Below are 22,283 nucleotides of genomic sequence, written 5' to 3'. Positions count from 1 at the left end.
CAGCACCAGCCCGGCGCATGCCGGGCCCACAAGAACACAAGGAATACGGTTAATTATGGAAGTATCTCGCGTACGGGCCCTGCGTGGCCCCAATCTCTGGAGCCACGACACCGCCGTGGAAGCCATCGTTTCCTGCACCACGCAGGAACTCGACATCGCCCAGTTGCCTGGATTCGAAGCGCGCCTGCGCAATCTGTTTCCGCACCTGAGCCCGCTGCAACCGCTGGGCAACTACAACGCCGCGCCGATGGCGCAGGTGCTGGAACTGGTGGCGCTGGGCCTGCAGGCGCAAGCCGGCTGCCCGGTCACCTTCAGCCGCACCACGCCGACCCTGGAAACCGGCATTTTCCAGGTCGTCGTCGAATATTCGGAAGAAGCGGTCGGCCGCCTGGCCCTGGAGCTGGCGCAGCAACTGTGCCTGGCCGCGCTCGATGATGCGCCGTTCGATCTGGCCGCCGCGCTGCTGCAACTGCAGGAACTCGATGAAGACGTGCGCCTGGGGCCATCGACCGGCGCCATCGTCAACGCCGCGCTGGCGCGCAATATTCCGTTTCGCCGCCTGACCGAAGGCAGCCTGGTCACATTCGGCTGGGGCAGCAAGCAACGCAAGATCCAGGCCGCCGAAATGGACGGCACCAGCGCGATTGCCGAAGCGATCGCCCAGGACAAGGAACTGACCAAGAAACTGCTGGACTCGGCCGGCGTGCCGGTGCCGCAAGGGCGCGTGGTGCTTGACGCCGACGACGCCTGGGCCGCCGCCTGCGAGATCGGCCTGCCGGTGGTCGTGAAACCAAAAGATGGCAACCAGGGCAAGGGCGTCACCGTCAATGTGACCACGCGCGAACAGCTGACGGCCGGCTTTATCGCGGCGCAGGAATTCCGCGACGATATCCTGGTCGAGCGCTACCTGCCCGGCCACGATTTCCGCCTGCTGGTGATCGGTAACAAAATGGTGGCGGCAGCGCGCCGCGATCCGCCGCAAGTGGTCGGCGACGGACGCCACACGGTGCGCGAACTGGTCGACCAGGTCAACCTCGATCCGCGCCGCGGCAGCGGCCACGCCACCTCGCTGACCAAAATCCGCTTCGACGACATCGCCCTGGCCAGCCTGGCCAAGCAGGGTTTTGTCGCCGATTCGGTGCCGCCGGTGGGCCAGCGCGTGATCCTGCGCAATAACGCCAACCTGTCGACCGGCGGCTCGGCCACCGACGTCACCATCGACGTGCACCCGGAAGTGGCGGCGCGCGCCGTGGCTGCGGCGCACATGGTGGGGCTCGATATCTGCGGCGTCGACGTGGTCGCCGACAGCGTCCTGAAACCGCTGGAAGAACAGAACGGCGGCATCGTCGAAGTCAATGCCGCACCGGGCTTGCGCATGCACCTGGCGCCCTCGTTCGGCAGGCCGCGCCCGGTCGGCGAAGCGATCATCGCCGCCATGTTTGCCGAAGGCGACGACGGCCGCATTCCGGTGGTGGCCGTCACCGGCACCAACGGCAAGACCACTACCGTGCGCCTGATCGCCCATCTGCTGACGGCGTCGGGCCTGCGCACCGGCATGACCAATACCGACGGCGTGTATATCGAAGGGCGCCAGATCGACAGTGGCGACTGCAGCGGCCCGCGCAGCGCGCGCAACGTGCTGCTGCACCCGGACGTCGACGCCGCCGTGTTTGAAACGGCGCGCGGCGGCATGCTGCGCGAAGGCCTGGCGTTTGACCGCTGCCAGGTGGCGGTGGTGACCAATATCGGCGCCGGCGACCACCTCGGCCTGAACTACATCACCACCGTGGAAGACCTGGCGGTATTGAAACGGGTGATCGTGCAGAACGTGTCCGACAGCGGCGTGGCGGTATTGAACGCCACCGACCCGGCGGTGGTGCGCATGGCGAAAAACTGCAGCGGCAGCGTGACGTTCTTTGCGGCCGACAAATCGCACCCGGTAATGGCCACCCACCGCGCCCAGGGCAACCGCGTAGTCTACGTGGAAGACGGCAAGCTGGTGGCGGCGCAAGGCAAGGCGCGCCATGAAATCTCGCTGTCGCAAGTGCCGATCACGCGCAACGGCGCGATCGGCTTCCAGGTCGAAAACGCGATGGCCTCGGTGGCCGCCGCCTGGGCCGTCGGCCTGGACTGGGACGCGATCCGCGCCGGCCTGAAATCGTTCGCCAACGAGAACGACAATGCGCCGGGCCGCTTCAATGTGTTCGACTACAAAGGCGCCACGCTGATCGCCGACTACGGTCACAATCCCGATGCGATTTTGGCGCTGGTGCAGGCGGTCGAAAGCATGCCGGCCAAACGCCGCTCGGTGGTGATCAGCGGCGCCGGCGACCGCCGCGACGAAGATATCCGCCAGCAGACCGAAATCCTCGGCGCCGCGTTTGACGACGTGCTGCTGTACCAGGACCAGTGCCAGCGCGGCCGCGCCGACGGCGAAGTGGTCGCCCTGCTGCGCCAGGGCCTCGACGGCGCAAAGCGCACCAGCCATATCGATGAAATCAACGGCGAATTCATCGCCATCGATACCGCCCTGGCACGCCTTGGCGAAGGCGATCTGTGCCTGATCCTGATCGACCAGGTGGAAGAAGCGCTGGCGCATATCGCCAAACGCGTGGCCGAAGCGTAAGCGGCTCACTGCCATGCAGAGGCGGCGCTGGTGCGCCGCCTTTTTTTCGTCCAGGCGCACCGGAAAGGTGCGCTTTCACTGCGAAGAACGCCGGGAATAATGTAATTTCAGGCATGAAAATTGCATATAAGAAACCATAACATCGGTTGACGACAAGGCGGTGCAGGCATGGTGGGCAAAATCTCGCGGTTTATCGGCAAGCTGACGGTGGGGCGCAAGCTGGCGCTGATCTACCTGCTCGACCTGTCCGCCGTCATCTTTATCTCCGGCATCCTGATCAACGAAAAATACCTGGCCATCGATTTTTCGCGCAAGGAAATGGCCGGCAACGAGTATATCGCCGTGATCCGCGACGCCATGCTGCCGCTCACGCGCACCGGCGCCGAGACCCAGGGCGCGGCGGCCGCGTCGAGCATCGCGCGCGCCGAAAGCGTCCTGGGCGGCCAGATGCGCAGCAGCGAACTGGCGGCCGAATTTGGCGCCCTGCTGGTGCGCCCGCACGACGCTGGCGGCGCTGATGATGACGTCGCGCCCTCCGCCGTGTTTGTTGCCGGGCGCGAACTGCTTACGCGCGTGGGCAATCAGTCGAACCTGATCCTCGACCCTGACCTCGACAGCTACTACACCATGTCGCTGGTGATCCTGCGTTTTCCCGAACTGCTGGAAGTAATCAACAGCATGCGCGAACTGGCATTGAACCTGTGCAGCGCGGAAGGCGTGCAGCGCCAGCGCATGCAGACCCAGTTCCTGATCCTGGAAGGGCGCATGGACGCCACCATGCGCGGCATCGGCAGCGACTATACGGAAGCGTTCGAAGCGAGCACGCCGCTGCTGCGGCGCCACCTGGCAGGCTCGCGCGCGGCCCTGAACGAGGCCGTCGCCCAGTTCCGCGCCAGCACCCAGGCGCTGGCCGGCGCCGAGCCCTATCCGGCCGGGCGCCAGGAACTGCTGCTGCGCGACGCGGCGGCGGTGTCGTCGCTGCAGCTGGCCTGGAAGGATGCCGAAACCGAGTTGCAGCGCCTGATCCAGCTGCGCGTGGACGGCTTTTTCACGCGCATGTGGCTGCACCTGGGCACCGCCGTGCTGCTGCTGGTAATGATACTGGGGCTGGTGTTTTTCGTCGCCCGCCAGATCGCCCTGCCGATCCGTCGCCTGGCCCGCGTGGCGCAGGAAGTGCGCGAGACGGGCGACCATAGCCTGCGCGCCGACTGGCACAGCGTGGACGAAATCGGCCGCCTGGTGGGGGCCTTCAACACCATGCTGCAGCAGCTCGATTTCCAGCGCGTGGCGCAGCAGGAACTGGTGGCGCGCGCCAGCGCCGCCGATGCGCAGCGCCAGCTGGTCGATGCGATTCCGATCCCGCTGATGGTCACCTCGATCCCGCACCACCAGGTGCTGCACGCCAACCAGGCCGCACATGCGTGGCAGCAGGGGCTGGAACTGGACCCATGGAGCCGCGGCATGAGCGCACAGGCCCGTTCGCGCTTTTTCCAGCGCCTGAGCGACCTGGGCGCCGTCGATGAATTCGAAGTGCTGTGGCACAGCGGCGACACGCCGAGCTGGGCCCTGATTTCGGCACGCCTGATCGAGTACCAGGGGCAGCGCGCGGTGCTGTCGACCTTCACGCCGATCAACAAGACCAAGCAGATGGAGTCGCGCCTGGAACTGTGGGCCAAGGTGTTCGAAGCCTCGGCCGAAAGCCTGATCGTGATGGATGCGAACATGCGCATCATCACCGTCAACCAGGCCTTCCGCCGCCATTCGCTGTACGACATGGTCGAGCTGATCGGCAAGCGGCCGGCCTTTTTGCTGGCGCCAGATAACAGCCCCGAACAGCTCGACAACCTGCGCCACACGCTGGTGCGGCGCGGCTACTGGCAAGGCGAAATCTCGATCCAGCGCAAGTCGCTGGAGAGCTATCCCGCCTGGCTGGTGATGAACGCCGTGCGCGACCTCGATGGCGTGACCACCCACTTTATCGCCAGTTCGCTCGACATCAGCGAGCGCAAGGCCAGCGAGCGCCAGATCGAACACATGGCCCACCATGATGCGCTGACGGGCCTGGCCAACCGCCATGTGTCGAACACGCGCCTGGCGGCCGCCATCATGCAGGCGCGCCGCAATGGCGAAAAGGTCGGCGTGCTGTTCATCGACCTGGACCGCTTCAAGAACGTCAACGATGCGCTGGGCCACCACGTCGGCGACGCGCTGCTGCAGTCGGTGTCGTCACGCCTGCTGCAGCTGGTGCGCGATGGCGATACCGTCAGCCGCCTGGGCGGCGATGAATTCGTCGTCATCCTGAACGGCATCGACAATGTCGAAGCCATCGGCCGCCTGCTTGAAACACGCTTGATCCCGGCCATGCGCGCGCCGCACCAGGTGGCCGGCAGCGAACTGTATGTGTCGTGCAGCGTGGGCGTGGCCGTGTATCCCGATCACGGCGACGACCTCGACACGCTGATGCGCCACGCCGACGCCGCCATGTACCAGGCCAAGAGCGGCGGGCGCGACAACGCGCGCATGTTCTCGCCACAGCTGCAGGACCAGCAGTTGCAGCAGCTGCACCTGGAAAGCGATCTGCGCCACGCCATCGACCGCCAGCAGCTCGTGCTGCACTACCAGCCGCGCATCGACGCCATCAGCGGCCTGCTGCACGGCGTGGAAGGCCTGATCCGCTGGAACCACCCGCAGCGCGGCCTGATCGCGCCCGACAGCTTCATTCCCGTGGCCGAGGAGTCGGGGCTGATCGTGCCGATCGGCGCCTGGGTAATACGCGAAGCGTGCCGCCAGCACATGGCCTGGCGCGACGCGGACGTCGGCAGCATTGCCATATCGATCAACCTGTCGGCGATCCAGCTGAAAAACGGCGCGCTGGTGGCTACCTTGCGCGAGGTGCTGGCCGAATTTCCCGTGGCGCCAGGCCAGATCGAATTCGAGCTGACCGAATCGATCCTGATGGACAATGTGGACGACACCATCGCCACCTTGCAACAAATAAAAGCACTGGGCTTCGGCCTGTCGATCGACGACTTCGGCACCGGCTATTCGAGCCTGAACTATCTGTGCCGCTTCCCGCTCGACAAGCTGAAGATCGACATGAGCTTCGTGCAGAATATCCACAGTTCGCCGCAAAACCTGGCCGTCACCAAGGCCATCATCGGCCTGGGGCATACCCTGGGCCTGACGGTAACGGCCGAAGGCGTGGAAAGCGCGGCCGACGCCGACGTGCTGCGCCATGCCGGCTGCGACGAATTGCAGGGCTATTATTTTGCCCGTCCGATGTCGCAGGCGCAGCTGCTGGCGTGGCTGTCAGGCGCCGAGCAGCCCTTGCCTGCCTGCGCCTGAATCAGTTCGCGCCGGCGTCGGCGATGGCTTGCGCGGCCACCGCGCTGGCGCGCATCTCGGCGGCGAACATCGACGTGGCGTGCGAGATGGCGCGCGTGGCGCGTGACAGGAATACGGACCAGTGGCGCTGGTCGACCAGCAGCATCTCGATGCAGAACCAGACCTGGCCGCGCACGGCGTGACCCTTGACCAGCTTGATGCGGCGATTCACTTCATCGAGCGCGGCCAGCACGCGCTGCAGTTCGTCGGGCGTGTCGATCGACCAGACATTGGGCAGGATCAGCTTGCCGAACTGATCGTCGTCCTCGTCAAAGCACAGCACGTAGCCCATGCCCTCGAAGCGGAAGGCAATGTCGCCATCGCTGTCGATGCTGGCCTGGTAGCCTTCGGCTTGCAGATGCTGGAGCAGGAATTCGGTAACGGCGGTATTGCCGGGAATATTGCTGGCCATGGTAGATCCTTTCAAATGGGATGCCGGCAACCGTGATGGTGCCGCTGCATACCCTCCTCAACGAGGCTGGCCGGCAAAAATGCAATACTTTTTTACGGTAGTCGAAAATTTCCAGAAAGCATCGATTTAACGCTGAGCTTGATCTGACGCAAAGTCAATCGGCACGGCGCTTTTATGCTGTCAGTTCCTCATCAACAAAGGCGGAGAGCGGCATGAGCAGTGCGCGGCAAGTTCCTCAGCAATTATTCCGGCCCGACATTCCGGCGCGGCTGGACATGCGCACTTGCGCGCTGGTCGAGCATGCGCTGGCGCTGCAGGAAATGGCCGGCACGGGGGCCGCCGCCCTGTTCCTGCATTGCCACGACGTGCCGCTGGCCACCGCCTTGCGCGTATTAACCACCGGGCCGCAGCGACGCAAGGCCAGCCCGCACCTGTTCGCCCGCTTGCGGCCACGCGCGGGCGCGGTTGGCTACGCCACCCTGGGCGCGGCGCTACCGGGACGCTGAGGGTTGCTGTAACATCGTCGCAACTCCATTTTTCAGGTACGGCGATGCAGGCAGGCACCCACCAAGACAGGCACGCGGCGTTGCTTGCCGAGATCCATGCGCGCTATGCGCAGTTCAGCCCGCAATTCCAGGCCGGCGCGCGCTACCTGGTCGACCATCCCGACGATGTGGCCGTATCGTCGATGCGCAGCATCGCTGCGCGCGCAAAAGTCCAGTCGGCGGCGCTGGTTCGGCTGGCCCAGCAACTGGGCTTTGCCGGCTGGCCCGAACTGAAGTCGATTTTCGTGGAACGTTTGCGCGCCGGCCCTGCGCCCTATGCGGAAAAAGCCGGCGCGCTGGCCGGCAAGGGTGGCGAACTGGTGGCCGAAGTGTTCGCGGTGCAGCAGCGCAACCTGGCCGCCACCGGACACGCCAGCCAGGCGGCCCTGATGGCGGCGGCCAGCCTGCTCGAAGCGGCCAGCCGCGTGCATGTGGCCGGCTTTCGCGCGGCGCACCCGATCGCCTACACTTTTCACTATTTGTACCGCTTGCTGCGCCCCAGCGTGCAGTTGCTGAGCGGCCAGGGCGGCACCCTGGAGATGGACTTGCGCGCCCTGCAGGCGGGCGAAGCGGTGGTAGTGGCCAGCTTTGCGCCTTATTCCAGCGAAGCGCTGCTGGTCGCCAGCCGCGCGCGCCAGGCCGGCTGCACGGTGGTAGCCATCAGCGACAGCGCGATCTCGCCGCTGGCCCGGCAAGCGCACGCCAGCATCGTGATCGCCGTCGACAGCCCCTCGTTCTTCCCGTCCATCGTGGCCGGCGTGGCCGCCGCCGAAAGCCTGGCCGAGTTGCTGGTGGCGGGCGCCGGGCCAGGCGCCGTGGCGAGCATTGCGGCGGCCGAAACCCAGTTGCGCGAACTGGGCGCCTATGCTTCCTAGTTCGCCACGACCTTGATCTGTTTCACGTCCAGGGTCGATTCGCCAAAGGTCTCCTTGTCGAATTCACCGGTCAGTTCCACCAGCGTCGTGTGATCGATCTTGACGCCCTGCGGGAACCGCTTGGCGTCGATCTCCACCGTCATCTTGCCGCTGGCGTCGGTAAATTCATACTCCTCGCCACCATTGTGACTGGTCAGCTTGCCCTTGACCTTCACGTATTGATCGTCCTTGGCCTTGGCCAGCACGTCCTTGGCTGTCATTAACGCCACGCTCGATGGGCCGGTGTAACCGCTTGCAGCGGCAGGCGCCGTATTCGACGGCCCGGTGTAGCCGGCGGGCTGGGCGATGGCAAAGGCGGAAGCGGCAATCAGGGCGCTCATGCAGGAGATGGTGAGTATTTTTTTCATGGTCATTCCTCTTCGGTAGTGGTGGGGTTTGCCTGTCGCTGCAGGCATGAACCCATTACACCTAGCCCACATTAACCGTATCTTAAGGTGCGCCCCGGGCGGGGAAATCGAGCGTCACGCCCAGCCCTTTTCCATCCAGGCCGGCACCGAATGCCAGCGCAATCCCATGCAAGTCGGCAATGCGCCTGACGATGGACAGGCCCAGCCCGCTACCCGATTGCTGCTGGCCCAGCACGCGGAAAAAGCGTTCGCTGAGGCGCTGGCGGCTGGCCTCATCCACGCCGGGGCCATTGTCGCGCACGCTGATGCGCGGCCGGCCAGCATGCTGCTGCGCGACAATCTCGATGCGGCTGCCGTCAGGGCAATAGCGCAGCGCATTGTCGAGCAGGTTGCGCAGCAGGATGTCAAACATGGCGGGGTCGGCCTCGACCGATGCGATGTCGCAGCGCACCGCCAGCGCCATGCAGCGTGCGGCTGCTTCCTGCGCATGCGCCGCTTGTAATTGTTCCAGCACCGGCGCCAGCGCCACCGGTAGTGTCGCCACCTGGCCGCGCGCCAGCGGATCGAGCCGCGCCAGGGTCAGCAGGCTGTCGACCAGCGCCGTCACGCGCGCAATATCGCGGCGCAGCTTCTGGAACGGCGCGGCCAGGTCGGGATGCTGGCGCTGCAGCAGTTGCACATGCATGTGCAGGCCGGCCAGCGGCGTGCGCAGTTCGTGGGCGGCGTCGGCCGTGAAGCGGCGCTCGGACTGCAGCGCCACGTCCAGCCGCGCCAAGACGCCATTCAGCGCCTGCACGATGGGCAGCAGTTCACGCGGCTGGCCGGCCAGTTCCACCTGCGCCAGGTCGCCCGGGCTCTTGGCCGCAATACTGGCTGCGGTCGCGCGCAGCGGTTTGAGCACCCTGCCCGTCAGCAGCCAACACACCAGCGCCAGCAGCACCAGAAAGCCGGCGATCGGCAGCCACAGGTGTTCGGCCAGCTCTTCCAGGATATCGTAGCGCTTCTTGTACTGTTGTCCCACCTGCACTTCGAACTGGCGCTCCTCGTCGCGCACCACGAACACGCGCCAGCGGCGCTGTTCCACTTGCGGGTCGGCAAAGCCATGGCCGTCGTCGAAGTCCCTCACGAACGGCTGCGCTGGCGCGCCGCTGGTGCGCTGCACCACCTTGCCGTCGACCACGATCTGGTATTGCATGTCGACCTTGCGCGTCGGTCCGCCGGAACTTTGCGCGCGCGCCAGCAAGCCGCGCTGCTGCCAGTCGGTGGTGGCGGCCATCAGCATCTGGCCCGATTCTTCCAGCGCATCGTCGAATACCTCATTGGTTTCATGCCAGGCGATCATGGTGACAATGCCCAGGCTGGCCAGCCACAGCACAGTGCTGGCGGCAACTATCGCCGCCAGCAGGCGCCGCCGCAGCGACCAGGGCTTGGGTTCCCGCTCAGGCCTGGCTGTCATCGTTTTTCAACCGGTAACCGAGGCCGCGCACGGTAACGATGCTGTCGGCGCCGAATTTCTTGCGCAGGTTATGGATATACACTTCGATGGCGTTGCTTTCCACTTCATCGCCCCAGCCGTACAGCGCTTCCTCGATCTGCGCTCGCGCAACAATACTGTTTTTCCTCAACAGCAGCGCATGCAGCACATGGTATTCGCGCGCCGTCAGCGCCACCGGCTGGCCGTCCAGGCTGGCCTGCTTGGTCTCGATATTGAGGGCGATGCCGGCGTGCGCCAGCGCATTGCTGACCTGGCTGGCGCCGCGCCGCACGGCCGCGCGGATACGCGCCGACATTTCTTCCAGCTCGAACGGTTTCACCAGGTAATCGTCGGCACCCAGGTCCAGCCCTTCGACCCGGTCGGCCAGCGCATTGAAGGCGGTGATCAGGATTACCGGCACGGCGTTGCCGGCGCTGCGCAACTGCGCCAGCAAGGCGTCGCCGCTCATGCCCGGCAAGCCGCGGTCGAGCAGCACGCAGTCGTAGTGATGGGTCATCAGGGCGGTCTGGGCCGAGTCGCCGCGCTCGACCCAGTCGACCGCGTGCTGGTCCAGACGCAACCAGGCGAGGATGGTTTCACCAAGAGAAATATCGTCTTCGGCCAGCAGGATGCGCATAAAAGGTTTCCAAAAAAGTCAGCCGCCAGTATGGCCCGCCCAGTGTCGAGCGGCAAGATGAACGCTATCTTAAGACGCCGATGAATGAATGATGTTTTTCAATTTAAATTACAACATATGTTGTAATTTGCTTCTGGCAATTTTATACTGGCGCCTCCCTTCTTGCCGAAAGCGCCGCCATGAGCCATGTTTTCCACCGCAGCTTGAACGCCACTTACCCCACCGCCGTTGCCGGCGACGGCCCCTACCTGATCGATGCTGACGGCAAGCGCTACCTGGACGCCTGCGGCGGCGCGGCCGTATCCTGCCTGGGGCACTCAGACGCCGCCGTGATCGCCGCCGTGCAGCGGCAGGTGGCCAGCATGGCGTATGCGCACAGCTCGTTCTTTACCAGCGCGCCGATGGAAGCACTGGCCGATTTCCTGGTGGCCAGGGCGCCAGCCGGCATCGACAGCGTGTATTTTGTGTCCGGCGGTTCGGAAGCGGTGGAAAGTGCGCTGAAACTGGCGCGCCAGTACTTCGTTGAGCGGGACCAGCCGCAGCGCCGCCATATCATCGCGCGCCGCCAGAGCTATCACGGCAACACCCTGGGCGCGCTGGCCACTGGCGGCAACGCCTGGCGCCGCCAGCAGTTCGCGCCGCTGCTGATCGACGTCACGCATGTGGCGCCCTGCTATGCGTACCGCGACCAGGCCGCTGGCGAAACCGATGGCGACTATGTCGCGCGCCTGGGCCGGGAACTGGAAGAGCGGATCGTTGAACTGGGCGCGGAAAACGTGATGGCCTTTATCGCCGAGCCTGTGGTGGGCGCCACGGCCGGCGCCCTGCCCGCCGTGGCCGGCTATTTTGCCCACATGCGCGCCATCTGCCAGCGCCACGGCATCCTGTTCATCCTCGATGAAGTCATGTGCGGCATGGGCCGCACGGGCAGCCTGTTTGCCTGCGAACAGGAGGGTATCACCGCCGACCTGATCTGCATTGCCAAGGGCCTGGGCGCCGGCTACCAGCCAATCGGCGCGGTGATGGTGTCAAGCGCCATCCGCGACACCCTCCGCGCCGGCACCGGTTTCTTCCAGCACGGCCACACCTATATCGGCCACGCCACCGCCTGCGCGGCTGCCTTGACAGTGCAGCAGCAGATCGAGGAACGCGATCTGCTGGCCAATGTGCGCGCCATGGGCAGCCTGCTGCAACAACGGCTGGTCGAGCGCCTGGGCGAGCATCCGCAGGTCGGCGATATTCGCGGCCGTGGCCTGTTCCTGGGGCTGGAACTGGTGCGCGACCGCGCCAGCAAGCAGCCATTCGAGCCATCCCGCCGCCTGCACGCGCGCATCAAGACGCAAGCCATGCAGGCCGGCCTGATGTGCTACCCGATGGGCGGCACCATCGACGGCCAGCACGGCGACCATGTGCTGCTGGCGCCGCCCTACATCATCGATGCCAGTCACGTCGACGAAATCGTCGACAAGCTGGCCAGTGCCATCGATCACAGCCTGGCCGGCTAGCGCCAGCGTCAGCCGCGCCCGCTGTTTCCCACCGTGGAAATCAGCTTGGCGCCGCAGGTCGTCTTGTGGCCTTCAAAGGCGACCGGCACGCCATCGATCAGCACCTGCGGATCGCCCTCGGCGATCTTGCAACCCACATGGCCCTTGACCGGGCAGATGCAAGGATCGCCCTTGCGCGCCACCGCCACCCCCAGCACCGTGCTGTTCGGCGCAGCCCCCGTCACCTTGCCGCCATGGCTGGTCGGATCATTCAAACGAATCACGCCTAGCATAGTGCCCCCCTGTCGATGTTCATTGCGAAAACCCCTGGAGATACTCTGGTGCATCATGCCGCAGCCCCCACCACGGCAGATAAGCATGATTGCCGCCGCGGGCACGAAACCACGGCTGGTCATATTTGATCGGCCGCACCACCGCCGGCGGCGCCACCACCAGCGCCACCGGGGCGGCCAGGTCGCTGGTGCCGGCGATCAAAACCGGCTTGCCGAAGTGATGCGCGTAGGCGATGCCGAGTGCCACATTCGTCAGCGCCGTGCCGGCGCCTGTTTCGCCCAGCACGGCGGTCAGGTTGAAACCTTGTTTCAGAAAATCGAATTCCGGCAACTCCATCGTCAGCGTCTGCGCCAGCGCGCCGATGCGGTCGGATGAGTCTTTATTGGTATTGCCCGCATCATGGATCACATAGCCGATCTCGGTATCGACCTTGCCCACTTTTTCTGCAGCGTCCGCAATGGCCGCCGTCCACGCCCCCACCAGGCGTGGCGGTTCGCCCTTTTTCAGCTCGAAGTCGGCGATGGATTTTATGCTCGGATAACCGAGCCACGCCAGCGGCGCGCGCTCGGTCTTGAAGTCGGGGTCAGCCAGTATCAGCAGCACCAAGTTTTCATTGATCTGCTTGTCCTTGGGGCGGCTGGGCGCATCCCAGTTCATGACCCAGACGGTTTCTTTTGGATGGGCTTGCAGGTAGTCCAGGGCGGCCGTCAGCGAGGTAAAGCCGGCGTTGGGGCCGCCCATGGTCAAGTGAACGTCGGGTGGCGTTGAGCGAGTCCAAAGAGTCGGGGAATGAATATTACCGATATTAAAGACAGCTGCGGCGTATCCACGGACAAAATTTTCTGCCTCCGCCGGAGCAAGCTTACCTTCGGGGAGAGCATATTCGATGTGAATACCTGCGAGTTCGCGCCAACGTGACTTGTTTTTTGCCGAGTGAACGTTATAAAAATACTCAGGATCCGCGTAGTACACGCTATGCATTAAATCAAACATCTTTTCAACGTATTTTTCATGATAGCCATCGAATGTTTCTGAACCATTATTTCCTATGGCGACAGATGCAATACTCTGAAGCCTGGTATATTTTTCAGGTTTATCTCTGACCATTTCATCCCCTGGATTGGCTTTTACCAGCCCTAGTGTCCACAGCAATTGCCACTGCGTCGGATAGTCTTTCCGCTGCAAAGGATTCAGCCATTGTAAGCCGACCACCTGCGCGATGAACGGACCACTGCGCTTCACTGGCTCTTCATGAACCGGTAAAGTCGCGCAAGCACAAAGCAGTAGCGAAACCAGCACCGCTGTCAATTTCTTCATTGCGAAAATCCCTGAAGATACTCAGGAGCATCATGCCGCAGCCCCCACCAAGGCAGATAAGCATGATTGCCGCCGCGCGCGCGAAACCAAGGTTTGTCATATTGAATCGGTCGCACCACGGCCGGCGGCGCCACCACCAGCGCCACCGGCGACGTCAAATCGCTGGTACCGGCCACCAGCACCGGTTTGCCGAAGTGATGAGCGTGTGCGATAGCGAGCGCCACATTCGTCAAGGCCGTGCCGGCGCCCGTCTCGCCGAGCACGGCGGTCAGGTTGAAACCTTGTTTCAAGAAATCGAATTCCGGCAACGCCATCGTCAGCGTCTGCGCCAGCGCGCCGATGCGGTCGGATGAGTCTTTATGCGTATTGCCCGCATCGTGGATCACATAGCCGATATCGGTATCGACCTTGCCCGCTTTTTCTGCGGCATCCGCAATGGCGGCCGTCCAGGCCTGCACCAGGCGCGGCGGTTCGCCCTTTTTCAACTCGAAGTCGGCAATGGATTTTGTGCTCGGATACCCGAGCCATGCCAGCGGTGCGCGCTCGGTCTTGAAGTCAGGGCCTGCGAGTATCAACAGTACCAAGTTCTCGTTGATCTGCCGGTCCTTGGGCCGGCTGGGCGCATCCCAGTTCATGACCCAGGCAGTTTCTTTTGGGTGGGTTTGCAGATAGTCGAGAGCGGCGGAAAGGGAGGTAAAACCGGCGTTGGGGCCGCCTGTGGTAACGCGAATATCGGGCAGCGTGGCACGGGTCCACAGGGTGGGAAAGCTGGGGTTGCCGATTGTAAATGTATGCCGGACATAATCCTGTAGAAAAGCTGCCGACTCCACAGGGTCGAGCTTTCCTTCTGGTAAAGCACATTCGATATGGATACCGGCTAGTTCACGCCAGCGTGATCTGTCCTCGGCGGAGTGAACGTTGTAGAAATACTCAGGATCGGAGTAATAAACATCATGTATAAGGTCAAATAATTCTTCCACGTATTTCCGGTAATAACCTCGAAAACTCTCAGACCCCTCATTTCCACTTGCAATAGAAGCGATGCTTTGTAGTTTAGTGTACTTCCCAGGATTTTTCTTCACCATACCATCGTCAGGATTTGGCTGAATCAGACCTAACGTCCACAACAGTTGCCATTGAGTCGGATAGTCCCGCCTTTGCAGCGGATTGAGCCATTGCACACCGACCACTTGTGCCATATACGGCCCGGTATGTTTCGATTCGACGTCCTGTACCGATGGCGTCGCGCACCCGCCAAGCAAAAGCAGCAGTAAAACCGCGATCAGCGCCCTCATTGCGAAAACCCCTGGATATACTCAGGCGCATCATGGCGCAGCCCCCACCACGGCAGATACGCATGATTGCCGCCGCGCGCGCGGAACCACGGCTTGTCATGCTGAATCGGCTGCACCACGGCCGGCGGCGCCACCACCAGCGCCACCGGCGACGTCAAATCGCTGGTACCGGCCACCAGCACCGGTTTGCCGAAGTGATGAGCGTGTGCGATAGCCAGCGCCACATTCGTCAAGGCCGTGCCGGCGCCCGTCTCGCCGAGCACGGCGGTCAGGTTGAAACCTTGTTTCAGAAAATCGAATTCCGGCAACGCCATCGTCAGCGTCTGCGCCAGCGCGCCGATGCGGTCGGATGAGTCCTTGTGCACATTGCCGGCATCGTGGATCACATAGCCGATATCGGTATCGACCTTGCCCGCTTTTTCTGCGGCATCCGCAATGGCGGCCGTCCAGGCCTGCACCAGGCGCGGCGGTTCGCCCTTTTTCAGCTCGAAGTCGGCAATGGATTTTGTGCTCGGATACCCGAGCCATGCCAGCGGTGCGCGCGCGGTCTTGAAGTCGGGACCGGCCAAGATCAGCAGCACCATGTTTTCATTGATCTGTCTGTCCTTTGGACGGCTGGGCGCATCCCAGTTCATGACCCAGACGGTTTCTTTGGGGTGGGCTTGCAAGTAGTCGAGCGCGGCGGAAAGGGAGATAAAGCCGGCGTTGGGGCCGCCCATGGTGACACGGACATCAGGCAACGTGGCGCGGGTCCAAAGGGTGGGAAAGCTGGGGTTGCCGATTGTAAATGTACGCCGGACATAATCCTGCAGAAAAGCTGCCGACTCCACAGGGTCGAGCTTTCCTTCTGGTAAAGCACATTCGATGTGGATGCCTGCCAGTTCACGCCAGCGTGATCTGTTTTTAGCTGAGTGAACGTTATAAAAATATTCGGGATCGGAGTAATAAATATCGTGGAATAAATTCATCGTTTCTCGGATATATTTTCGATAATATCCACGAAAAGTTTCTTCTCCATTATTCCCCCCTGCGACAGGCGAAATTGCCTGCAAGCTGGAATACTTTGCCGGATTCGCCTTGACCATGTCATCGCCGGGGTTCGGCTGTACCAGACCTAACGTCCAAAGCAACTGCCACTGCGTAGGGTAATCACGACGCTGCAATGGGTTCAGCCATTGCACAGCGACCAACTGCGCCATAAACGGCCCGCTGCGCTTTGTTTCGACTTCCGGCACCGGTAGCGTCGCGCACCCGCCAAGCAAGAACAGCATCAAAACACCGATCAGCGCCCTCATTGTGAAAATCCCTGAAGATACTCAGGAGCATCATGCCGCAGCCCCCACCAAGGCAGATAAGCATGATTGCCGCCGCGCGCGCGAAACCAAGGTTTGTCATATTGAATCGGTCGCACCACGGCCGGCGGCGCCACCACCAGCGCCACCGGCGACGTCAAATCGCTGGTACCGGGCACCAGCACCGGTTTGCCGAAGTGATGAGCGTGTGCGATAGCCAGCGCCACATTCGTCAAGGCCGTGCCGGCGCCCGTCTCGCCGAGCACGGCGGTCAGGTTGAAACCTTGTTTCAAGAAATCGAATTCCGGTAATTCCAGTGTCAAGGTCTGCGCCAGCGCGCCGATGCGGTCGGATGAGTCTTTATGCGTATTGCCGGCATCGTGGATCACATAGCCGATATCGGTATCGACCTTGCCCGCTTTTTCTGCGGCATCCGCAATGGCGGCCGTCCAGGCCTGCACCAGGCGTGGCGGTTCGCCCTTTTTCAGCTCGAAGTCGGCGATGGATTTTATGCTCGGATAACCGAGCCACGCCAGCGGCGCGCGCTCGGTCTTGAAGTCAGGGCCTGCGAGTATCAACAGTACCAAGTTCTCGTTGATCTGCCGGTCCTTGGGCCGGCTGGGCGCATCCCAGTTCATGACCCAGGCAGTTTCTTTTGGGTGGGTTTGCAGATAGTCGAGAGCGGCGGAAAGGGAGGTAAAACCGGCGTTGGGGCCGCCTGTGGTCAGGCGAACGGCTGGCGGTGTGGGACGTGTCCAAAGTGTAGGAAAGTTGGGATTGCCGATATCAAAAGTACCTGCAATGTAATCGCCCACAAAATCCGTCGCGTCTTTTATATCAAGCTTTCCTTCAGGAATGGCATATTCCACGTGGATGCCAGCCAATTCGCGCCAGCGCGACCTGTCCTTGGCTGAATGAACGTTATAAAAATACTCGGGATCTGAAAAATACGGGCTACGAAACAGATTCATCACCTTGCGAAGATACTTCTGATGATAGCCTCGAAACGTCTCTTCACCTTCATTTCCAGCGGCGACAGGCGAGATTGCCTGCAAGCTGGAATATTTCCCGGGATTTGCCTTGACCATCTCATCAGCAGGATTTGGCTTTACAAGTCCCAACACCCATAGCAATTGCCATTGCGTCGGGTAATCTCGCCGCTGCAAGGGATTAAGCCATTGCACGGCAATCACTTGTGCCATATACGGCCCGGCACGTTTCGATTCGACTTCCTGTACCGGTGGCGTCGCGCACCCGCCAAGCAAGAACAGCATCAAAACACTGATTAGTGCCCTCATTGTGAAAATCCCTGAAGATACTCAGGAGCATCACGCCGCAGCCCCCACCAAGGCAGATAAGCATGATTGCCGCCGCGCGCGCGGAACCAAGGCTTGTCATATTGAATCGGCCGCACCACTGCCGGCGGCGCCACCACCAGCGCCACCGGTGAGGTCAAATCGCTGGTACCGGCGATCAAAACCGGCTTGCCGAAGTGATGCGCGTAAGCGATACCCAGCGCCACATTCGTCAACGCCGTGCCGGCGCCTGTCTCTCCCAGCACGGCGGTCAGGTTGAAACCTTGTTTCAGAAAATCGAATTCCGGTAATTCCAGTGTCAAGGTCTGCGCCAGCGCGCCGATGCGGTCGGACGAGTCCTTGTGCACATTGCCCGCATCGTGAATCACATAGCCGATATCGGTATCGACCTTGCCCGCTTTTTCTGCGGCGTCCGCAATGGCGGCAGTCCAGGCCCGCACCAGGCGCGGAGGCTCGCCCTTCTTCGCTTCAAAATCGGCCGCCTGTTTCGTGCTTGGATAGCCAAGCCACGCCAGCGGTGCGCGCTCGGTCTTGAAGTCGGGGCCGGCCAAGATCAGCAGTACCAGGTTTTCATTGATCTGCCTGTCCTTGGGCCGACTGGGGGCGTCCCAGTTCATGACCCAGACGGTTTCTTTCGGGTGGGCTTGCAGATAGTCGAGGGCGGCGGTCAGCGAGGTGAAGCCGGCGTTGGGGCCGCCTGTGGTGACACGGACATCAGGTAACGTGGCGCGCGTCCAAAGGGTAGGCGAATAGACGTTGCCGATGCTAAAAACATCTGCGACGTATTCGCGAACGAAATCTCTTGATTCGGTAACATCGAGCTTTCCTTCAGGCAAAGCAACTTCGATATGAATACCGGCAAGCTCACGCCAACGTGATCTATTTTCATTCGAGTGAACGTTATAGAAATACTCAGGGTCTGAATAATAAACACCGTGAAAACGGTCAAACATATCTTCTATATATTTATGATAGTAGCCCCGAAAAGTTTCAGAACCATTATTTCCAATTGCTATGGATGCGATGCTTTGAAGCTTGGTATATTTTTCAGGCTTGGCTTTGACCATCTCATCGCCTGTATTCGGCTGCACCAATTCCAAGGTCCACAGCAATTGCCACTGCGTCGGATAATCTTTCCGCTGCAACGGGTTCAGCCACTGCAAGCCGACCACCTGCGCCATATACGGACCACTGCGCTGTACTGGTACTTCCTGAAATGGCGAAGTCGCGCAAGCACAAAGCAATAGCGAAACCAGCACCGCTGTCAATTTCTTCATTGTGAAAACCCCTGGATATACTCGGGCGCATCATGCCGCAGCCCCCACCACGGCAAATACGCATGGTTGCCGCCGCGTGCGCGAAACCATGGCTGGTCATATTTGATCGGCCGCACCACGGCTGGCGGCGCCACCACCAGCGCCACCGGCGCGGCCAGATCGCTGGTGCCGGCGATCAATACGGGCTTGCCGAAGTGATGCGAGTAAGCGATACCCAGCGCCACATTCGTCAAGGCCGTGCCGGCGCCCGTCTCGCCCAGCACGGCGGTCAGATTAAAACTTTGTTTCAGAAAATCGAATTCAGGCAGCTCCATCGTCAGCGTCTGCGCCAGCGCGCCGATACGGTCCGATGAGTCCTTGTTGGTATTGCCGGCATCGTGGATCACATAACCGATGTCGGTATCGACTTTGCCTGCCTTGCTGGCGGCGTCTGCAATGGCGGCCGTCCAGGCCTGCACCAGGCGCGGCGGCTCGCCCTTCTTCGCTTCAAAATCGGCCGTCTGTCTCGTGCTGGGATAGCCAAGCCAAGCCAGCGGTGCCCGTTCGGTCTTGAAATCGGGACCAGCCAGTATCAGCAACACCAGGTTTTCGTTGATCTGCCTGTCCTTGGGCCGGCTGGGCGCATCCCAGTTCATGACCCAGACGGTTTCTTTCGGGTGGGCTTGAAGGTAGTCGAGGGCGGCGGTCAGCGAGGTGAAGCCGGCGTTGGGGCCGTCCATGGTGACACGGACATCAGGCAACGTGGCGCGGGTCCACAACGTAGGAAAATTTGGGTTGCCGATGGTGAAGGTACGCCGTACATAGTCTTGTACGAAGGCGCCAGCATCTGTCGAATCAAGTTTTCCTTCAGGTATCGCGTATTCGATATGGATACCAGCCAGTTCACGCCAGCGTGAGCGATTCTCGGCTGAATGAACGTTATAAAAATATTCGGGGTCAGAATAATAAATATCATGAAATAAGTTGAAGACCTTCCGAATGTATTTACGATGATATCCAACAAACGTTTCTTCACCTTCATTTCCCCCGGCGACAGGCGAAATTGCCTGCAAGCTGGAATACTTTGCAGGATTCGCCTTGACCATGTCATCGCCGGGATTCGGCTGTACCAGACCTAACGTCCAAAGCAACTGCCATTGCGTCGGGTAATCACGACGCTGCAGTGGATTCAGCCATTGCACAGCGACCACTTGTGACATATAAGGTCGTTTCACTGCGTCCGGTACTGCTATGACTGTACTGGATGCTGTAGTAGAGGTTGAACGCAGTCGGACGCAGGCAGTTAGGAAAATCAATGCCAGAAAAATCATCAATGCGTACAAAAAAAAAGACTTCGCCATATCGAACTCTCCATTTCTATTTTAACTAACAGTTGCTGTACATGCTCAGGAAATACAGTCAAATCAATGTCATCCGTGGGCGAGTTCACCTGATGCTGGCCTTTCAGAAAATGGAAGATTTTCGCGTTTGTCGATTATTGAACTTGGCATGCTGACCGGTCCGCTCTCGCGACCGCCCCATTTGGCTATCGTTAATTCGTCAATAGTGGCACTAGTAAAATATTCTTCAAATTTCTTTGCAGAATTAGTGTCATCTACCCACTCCAACAACCTCCAATCCGCCGCCACCCTCAACTTTCTCAGCGCATCCGCCTTGATATTGCACACCCCCACCGGCACGTCATATGCCAGCGCACGTTCGGCGTGCATGGGGTTGGTCATGATGGTGGAATGGTCGGTCGCAAAAGCCCCGGCCTGGTTGGACATCATTTCCTCGACCCGGGCGCTGCGCCAGGTCATGTAGTCGGCGCTGGGGGTGGCGCGCGGCATTTCCTGTTCTACCTTTCCGGCGACGCTTTTCTTTTCCCGTATCGCCTGGGTGCGCAATACCGCACGCTGCTCGTAGCGCAGGCGCGCCTCGTCGTCGGCCGTGCCCCTGGCGATGTCCATTCTTTGCGCTTCCAGCCTCCTTTCCTCGCCTTGCAGGCCGCCGCGTGGAATTTCATGGTTGGCAGAATAGTCGTCGTTGGGCGTGCGCTGCTTGCCGGCCTGGCGCGATTCGCCTGCGGCGTCATAGCCTTCGTCGAATTTGTCGCTCAGTTCGCCGAAACGCAAGGACTGGGGCATGAATGGCGACTCCAGGTCGGGTGCGTTCAGTTCAATTTTCCAATCCTTGTCGGGCGACGCATTAGTGGGTTTTTTGAACAGTTTCGTCAGCATGATGAACAGGGGCGCAAAGCCCACCGTCAGGATGGCGGCGAAATCGTCATTGCTCGCTTCCCTGCCTCGTTTGATGGAGTAGGACGCGTACTTCTGATCCGGAAACCAGAAATCCTTGCCCCCTGGTTTGGGTTTGCGCCAATGGTCGGCCCAGTAGTGATAGCTGCCCTGCCTGCCCACTTCAAAACCCTGCGCAAACACGCGCTGCACATACACGCCTTCGGCCTTGGTGGCGGCCAGCTCGCCGCGATTCAGGCCGCGCCAGCCGATGCCCTGGATGGCGATCGAAGACACCACGATATCGTGCGGGTTGCAATACACGGTGACACGGCCATATGACGATTTCTTGCCGCCGCGCGCGGCGCCGGCGATGCCGTATGTTTCGCGATCGGCGGCGGCGGAAAATCCATGCTGCACATTGGCCGCCCAGTCGTCGACGCGCTGGTCGGTCTGCACCTCGCCCAGGCTGGCGCGCTGGCCGATGATCTCGAAGAAGTTCTTCAGTGTTTCGATCCGCGCTTCGACGGTCACCCGGCCCGTGCTGCCATCGGCGGCGCGCAGATTGCTGCCGATCCAGTTTTCCGAAGCATTGCTTTTCGCCAGGCTGTACGGCGAATTGCAGATCACATAGTTATCGGCCACGCAGGGAAACTTGCCCTCGACCGCCGGCAGGTTCTTGCCCAGGAAGGCGGCCGCCATCGCCACCATCGTGCCCTGGCTATGGCAGACGATGGTGATTGGTACGTCAGCCTGCTGCTGGCGGATCGCCTCGACCAGTTTGGCCAGGCGATATGCGGCCAGCACGAAATAAGGGCGCGGCGGGCAGCTGAACACCTGCCGTTCCGGGAACGGGTTCATGTGCTCGATGGTGGTCCACAGGAACAGGTTTTCGCTCAGGCCGTCTTTCCACAAGTCGGCCAGCGCACTGCAGCCATTGGCAAACGGGCCGCCGCCCCAGTAATCCTGTTCATTGAGATAGATGCCCTTGCCAAATTTTTGCAATTCCTCGCCGGAGGCCTTGTAGCCCCAGCGAAAGCGGATCACGGGCGAAAAGGTGGCGGCGTCCAGGATCAGGGTATCGGCCGACATCTCGGGATTGAGAAAGCCTTCGTCCGTGATCTCCTTGCCATAATTCACCGGCGTCAGTTCCCCGCCTTCCACGCCGTGATGCATGAGGTGATCGCAACTTCGCTTGAGGCGCTGGTTCAAGCCCCGGCACAAGCCCTCCTCGGCCCCCTGGTACCACTCGCCATCGGAATTGACGCCGTGCACGAAAATAATGATGCCCGGCAGCGGCACCTGTTGTACGGTCACCTTGTAACTGTGCAGATAATCGGCGCTGCAGGCAAACTCGCCGCGCAGGTTGACTTTCGGGTCGTCGCACAGCGGCGGGCGTGGATCAAAGGTCATGGCGTGCTCTCCCGGGTAG

General features: G+C 61.4%; 17 protein-coding genes. 5 read left to right on the top strand and 12 right to left on the bottom strand.

The window, feature by feature from the left end; genetic code table 11:
• The first annotated feature begins 55 nt into the window (after positions 1 to 55).
• Positions 56 to 2,626, top strand: a complete 2,571-nt coding sequence (gene cphA / locus AC0Z42_RS13195; protein WP_485468669.1) for a cyanophycin synthetase — start codon at positions 56 to 58, stop codon at positions 2,624 to 2,626.
• A 168-nt stretch (positions 2,627 to 2,794) separates the two neighbouring features.
• The gene (locus AC0Z42_RS13190; RefSeq protein ID WP_485468668.1) at positions 2,795 to 5,971 is read left to right on the top strand and encodes a bifunctional diguanylate cyclase/phosphodiesterase; all 3,177 of its coding nucleotides are present in this window, start codon (positions 2,795 to 2,797) and stop codon (positions 5,969 to 5,971) included.
• Between the two features lies 1 nt (position 5,972).
• Here the strand turns inward: AC0Z42_RS13190 and AC0Z42_RS13185 are convergent, their stop codons facing one another.
• The gene (locus AC0Z42_RS13185; protein ID WP_485468667.1) at positions 5,973 to 6,422 is read right to left on the bottom strand and encodes a YbjN domain-containing protein; all 450 of its coding nucleotides are present in this window, start codon (positions 6,420 to 6,422) and stop codon (positions 5,973 to 5,975) included.
• A gap of 212 nt (positions 6,423 to 6,634) precedes the next feature.
• Here AC0Z42_RS13185 and AC0Z42_RS13180 point away from each other — a divergent pair, with 212 nt between their 5' ends.
• Both AC0Z42_RS13180 and AC0Z42_RS13175 read left to right on the top strand, forming a co-directional pair.
• Positions 6,635 to 6,928 carry a hypothetical protein gene (locus AC0Z42_RS13180; RefSeq protein WP_485468666.1) on the top strand — a complete coding sequence of 98 codons (294 nt, stop codon included), beginning with the start codon at positions 6,635 to 6,637 and terminating at the stop codon, positions 6,926 to 6,928.
• 44 nt (positions 6,929 to 6,972) lie between these two features.
• Positions 6,973 to 7,842 carry a MurR/RpiR family transcriptional regulator gene (locus AC0Z42_RS13175; protein WP_485468665.1) on the top strand — a complete coding sequence of 290 codons (870 nt, stop codon included), beginning with the start codon at positions 6,973 to 6,975 and terminating at the stop codon, positions 7,840 to 7,842.
• Here AC0Z42_RS13175 and AC0Z42_RS13170 read toward each other — a convergent pair.
• From AC0Z42_RS13170 to AC0Z42_RS13160, 3 genes are all read right to left on the bottom strand, one after another.
• The gene (locus AC0Z42_RS13170) at positions 7,839 to 8,249 is read right to left on the bottom strand and encodes a YgiW/YdeI family stress tolerance OB fold protein (RefSeq protein ID WP_485468664.1); all 411 of its coding nucleotides are present in this window, start codon (positions 8,247 to 8,249) and stop codon (positions 7,839 to 7,841) included. The genes AC0Z42_RS13175 and AC0Z42_RS13170 overlap by 4 nt on opposite strands.
• Before the next feature lie 82 nt (positions 8,250 to 8,331).
• Complete coding sequence (locus AC0Z42_RS13165) at positions 8,332 to 9,705, bottom strand: ATP-binding protein (protein WP_485468663.1); 1,374 nt, start codon at positions 9,703 to 9,705, stop codon at positions 8,332 to 8,334.
• Complete coding sequence (locus AC0Z42_RS13160; protein WP_485468662.1) at positions 9,689 to 10,360, bottom strand: response regulator; 672 nt, start codon at positions 10,358 to 10,360, stop codon at positions 9,689 to 9,691. Before AC0Z42_RS13160 ends, AC0Z42_RS13165 begins: the two co-directional genes overlap by 17 nt.
• A 179-nt stretch (positions 10,361 to 10,539) precedes the next feature.
• Here AC0Z42_RS13160 and AC0Z42_RS13155 point away from each other — a divergent pair, with 179 nt between their 5' ends.
• The gene (locus tag AC0Z42_RS13155) at positions 10,540 to 11,865 is read left to right on the top strand and encodes an aspartate aminotransferase family protein (protein ID WP_485468661.1); all 1,326 of its coding nucleotides are present in this window, start codon (positions 10,540 to 10,542) and stop codon (positions 11,863 to 11,865) included.
• 8 nt (positions 11,866 to 11,873) lie between these two features.
• Here the strand turns inward: AC0Z42_RS13155 and AC0Z42_RS13150 are convergent, their stop codons facing one another.
• From AC0Z42_RS13150 to AC0Z42_RS13115, 8 genes are all read right to left on the bottom strand, one after another.
• A complete protein-coding gene (locus tag AC0Z42_RS13150) occupies positions 11,874 to 12,137 on the bottom strand; it encodes a PAAR domain-containing protein (RefSeq protein ID WP_485468660.1) in 264 nt (87 codons plus the stop codon).
• A 19-nt stretch (positions 12,138 to 12,156) separates the two neighbouring features.
• Positions 12,157 to 13,455 carry a hypothetical protein gene (locus AC0Z42_RS13145; RefSeq protein WP_485468659.1) on the bottom strand — a complete coding sequence of 433 codons (1,299 nt, stop codon included), beginning with the start codon at positions 13,453 to 13,455 and terminating at the stop codon, positions 12,157 to 12,159.
• Complete coding sequence (locus AC0Z42_RS13140; protein ID WP_485468658.1) at positions 13,452 to 14,750, bottom strand: hypothetical protein; 1,299 nt, start codon at positions 14,748 to 14,750, stop codon at positions 13,452 to 13,454. The genes AC0Z42_RS13145 and AC0Z42_RS13140 overlap by 4 nt, the downstream gene beginning before the upstream one ends.
• Positions 14,747 to 16,045 carry a hypothetical protein gene (locus AC0Z42_RS13135; protein ID WP_485468657.1) on the bottom strand — a complete coding sequence of 433 codons (1,299 nt, stop codon included), beginning with the start codon at positions 16,043 to 16,045 and terminating at the stop codon, positions 14,747 to 14,749. Before AC0Z42_RS13135 ends, AC0Z42_RS13140 begins: the two co-directional genes overlap by 4 nt.
• A complete protein-coding gene (locus tag AC0Z42_RS13130; protein ID WP_485468656.1) occupies positions 16,042 to 17,316 on the bottom strand; it encodes a hypothetical protein in 1,275 nt (424 codons plus the stop codon). The genes AC0Z42_RS13135 and AC0Z42_RS13130 overlap by 4 nt, the downstream gene beginning before the upstream one ends.
• Before the next feature lie 20 nt (positions 17,317 to 17,336).
• Positions 17,337 to 18,635: a hypothetical protein gene (locus AC0Z42_RS13125; protein ID WP_485468655.1), complete on the bottom strand. Its 1,299-nt coding sequence runs from the start codon at positions 18,633 to 18,635 to the stop codon at positions 17,337 to 17,339.
• Complete coding sequence (locus AC0Z42_RS13120; protein ID WP_485468654.1) at positions 18,632 to 19,975, bottom strand: hypothetical protein; 1,344 nt, start codon at positions 19,973 to 19,975, stop codon at positions 18,632 to 18,634. Before AC0Z42_RS13120 ends, AC0Z42_RS13125 begins: the two co-directional genes overlap by 4 nt.
• A gap of 69 nt (positions 19,976 to 20,044) precedes the next feature.
• Positions 20,045 to 22,264 carry a T6SS effector phospholipase Tle3 domain-containing protein gene (locus AC0Z42_RS13115; RefSeq protein ID WP_485468653.1) on the bottom strand — a complete coding sequence of 740 codons (2,220 nt, stop codon included), beginning with the start codon at positions 22,262 to 22,264 and terminating at the stop codon, positions 20,045 to 20,047.
• Between the last annotated feature and the right edge of the window lie 19 nt (positions 22,265 to 22,283).

The organism is Janthinobacterium sp. 1L-D-8-B-C4 (assembly GCF_057291295.1).
The sequence above is the reverse complement of the archived record's forward strand: the minus strand, read 5'-3'. Positions and strand labels throughout refer to the sequence as shown.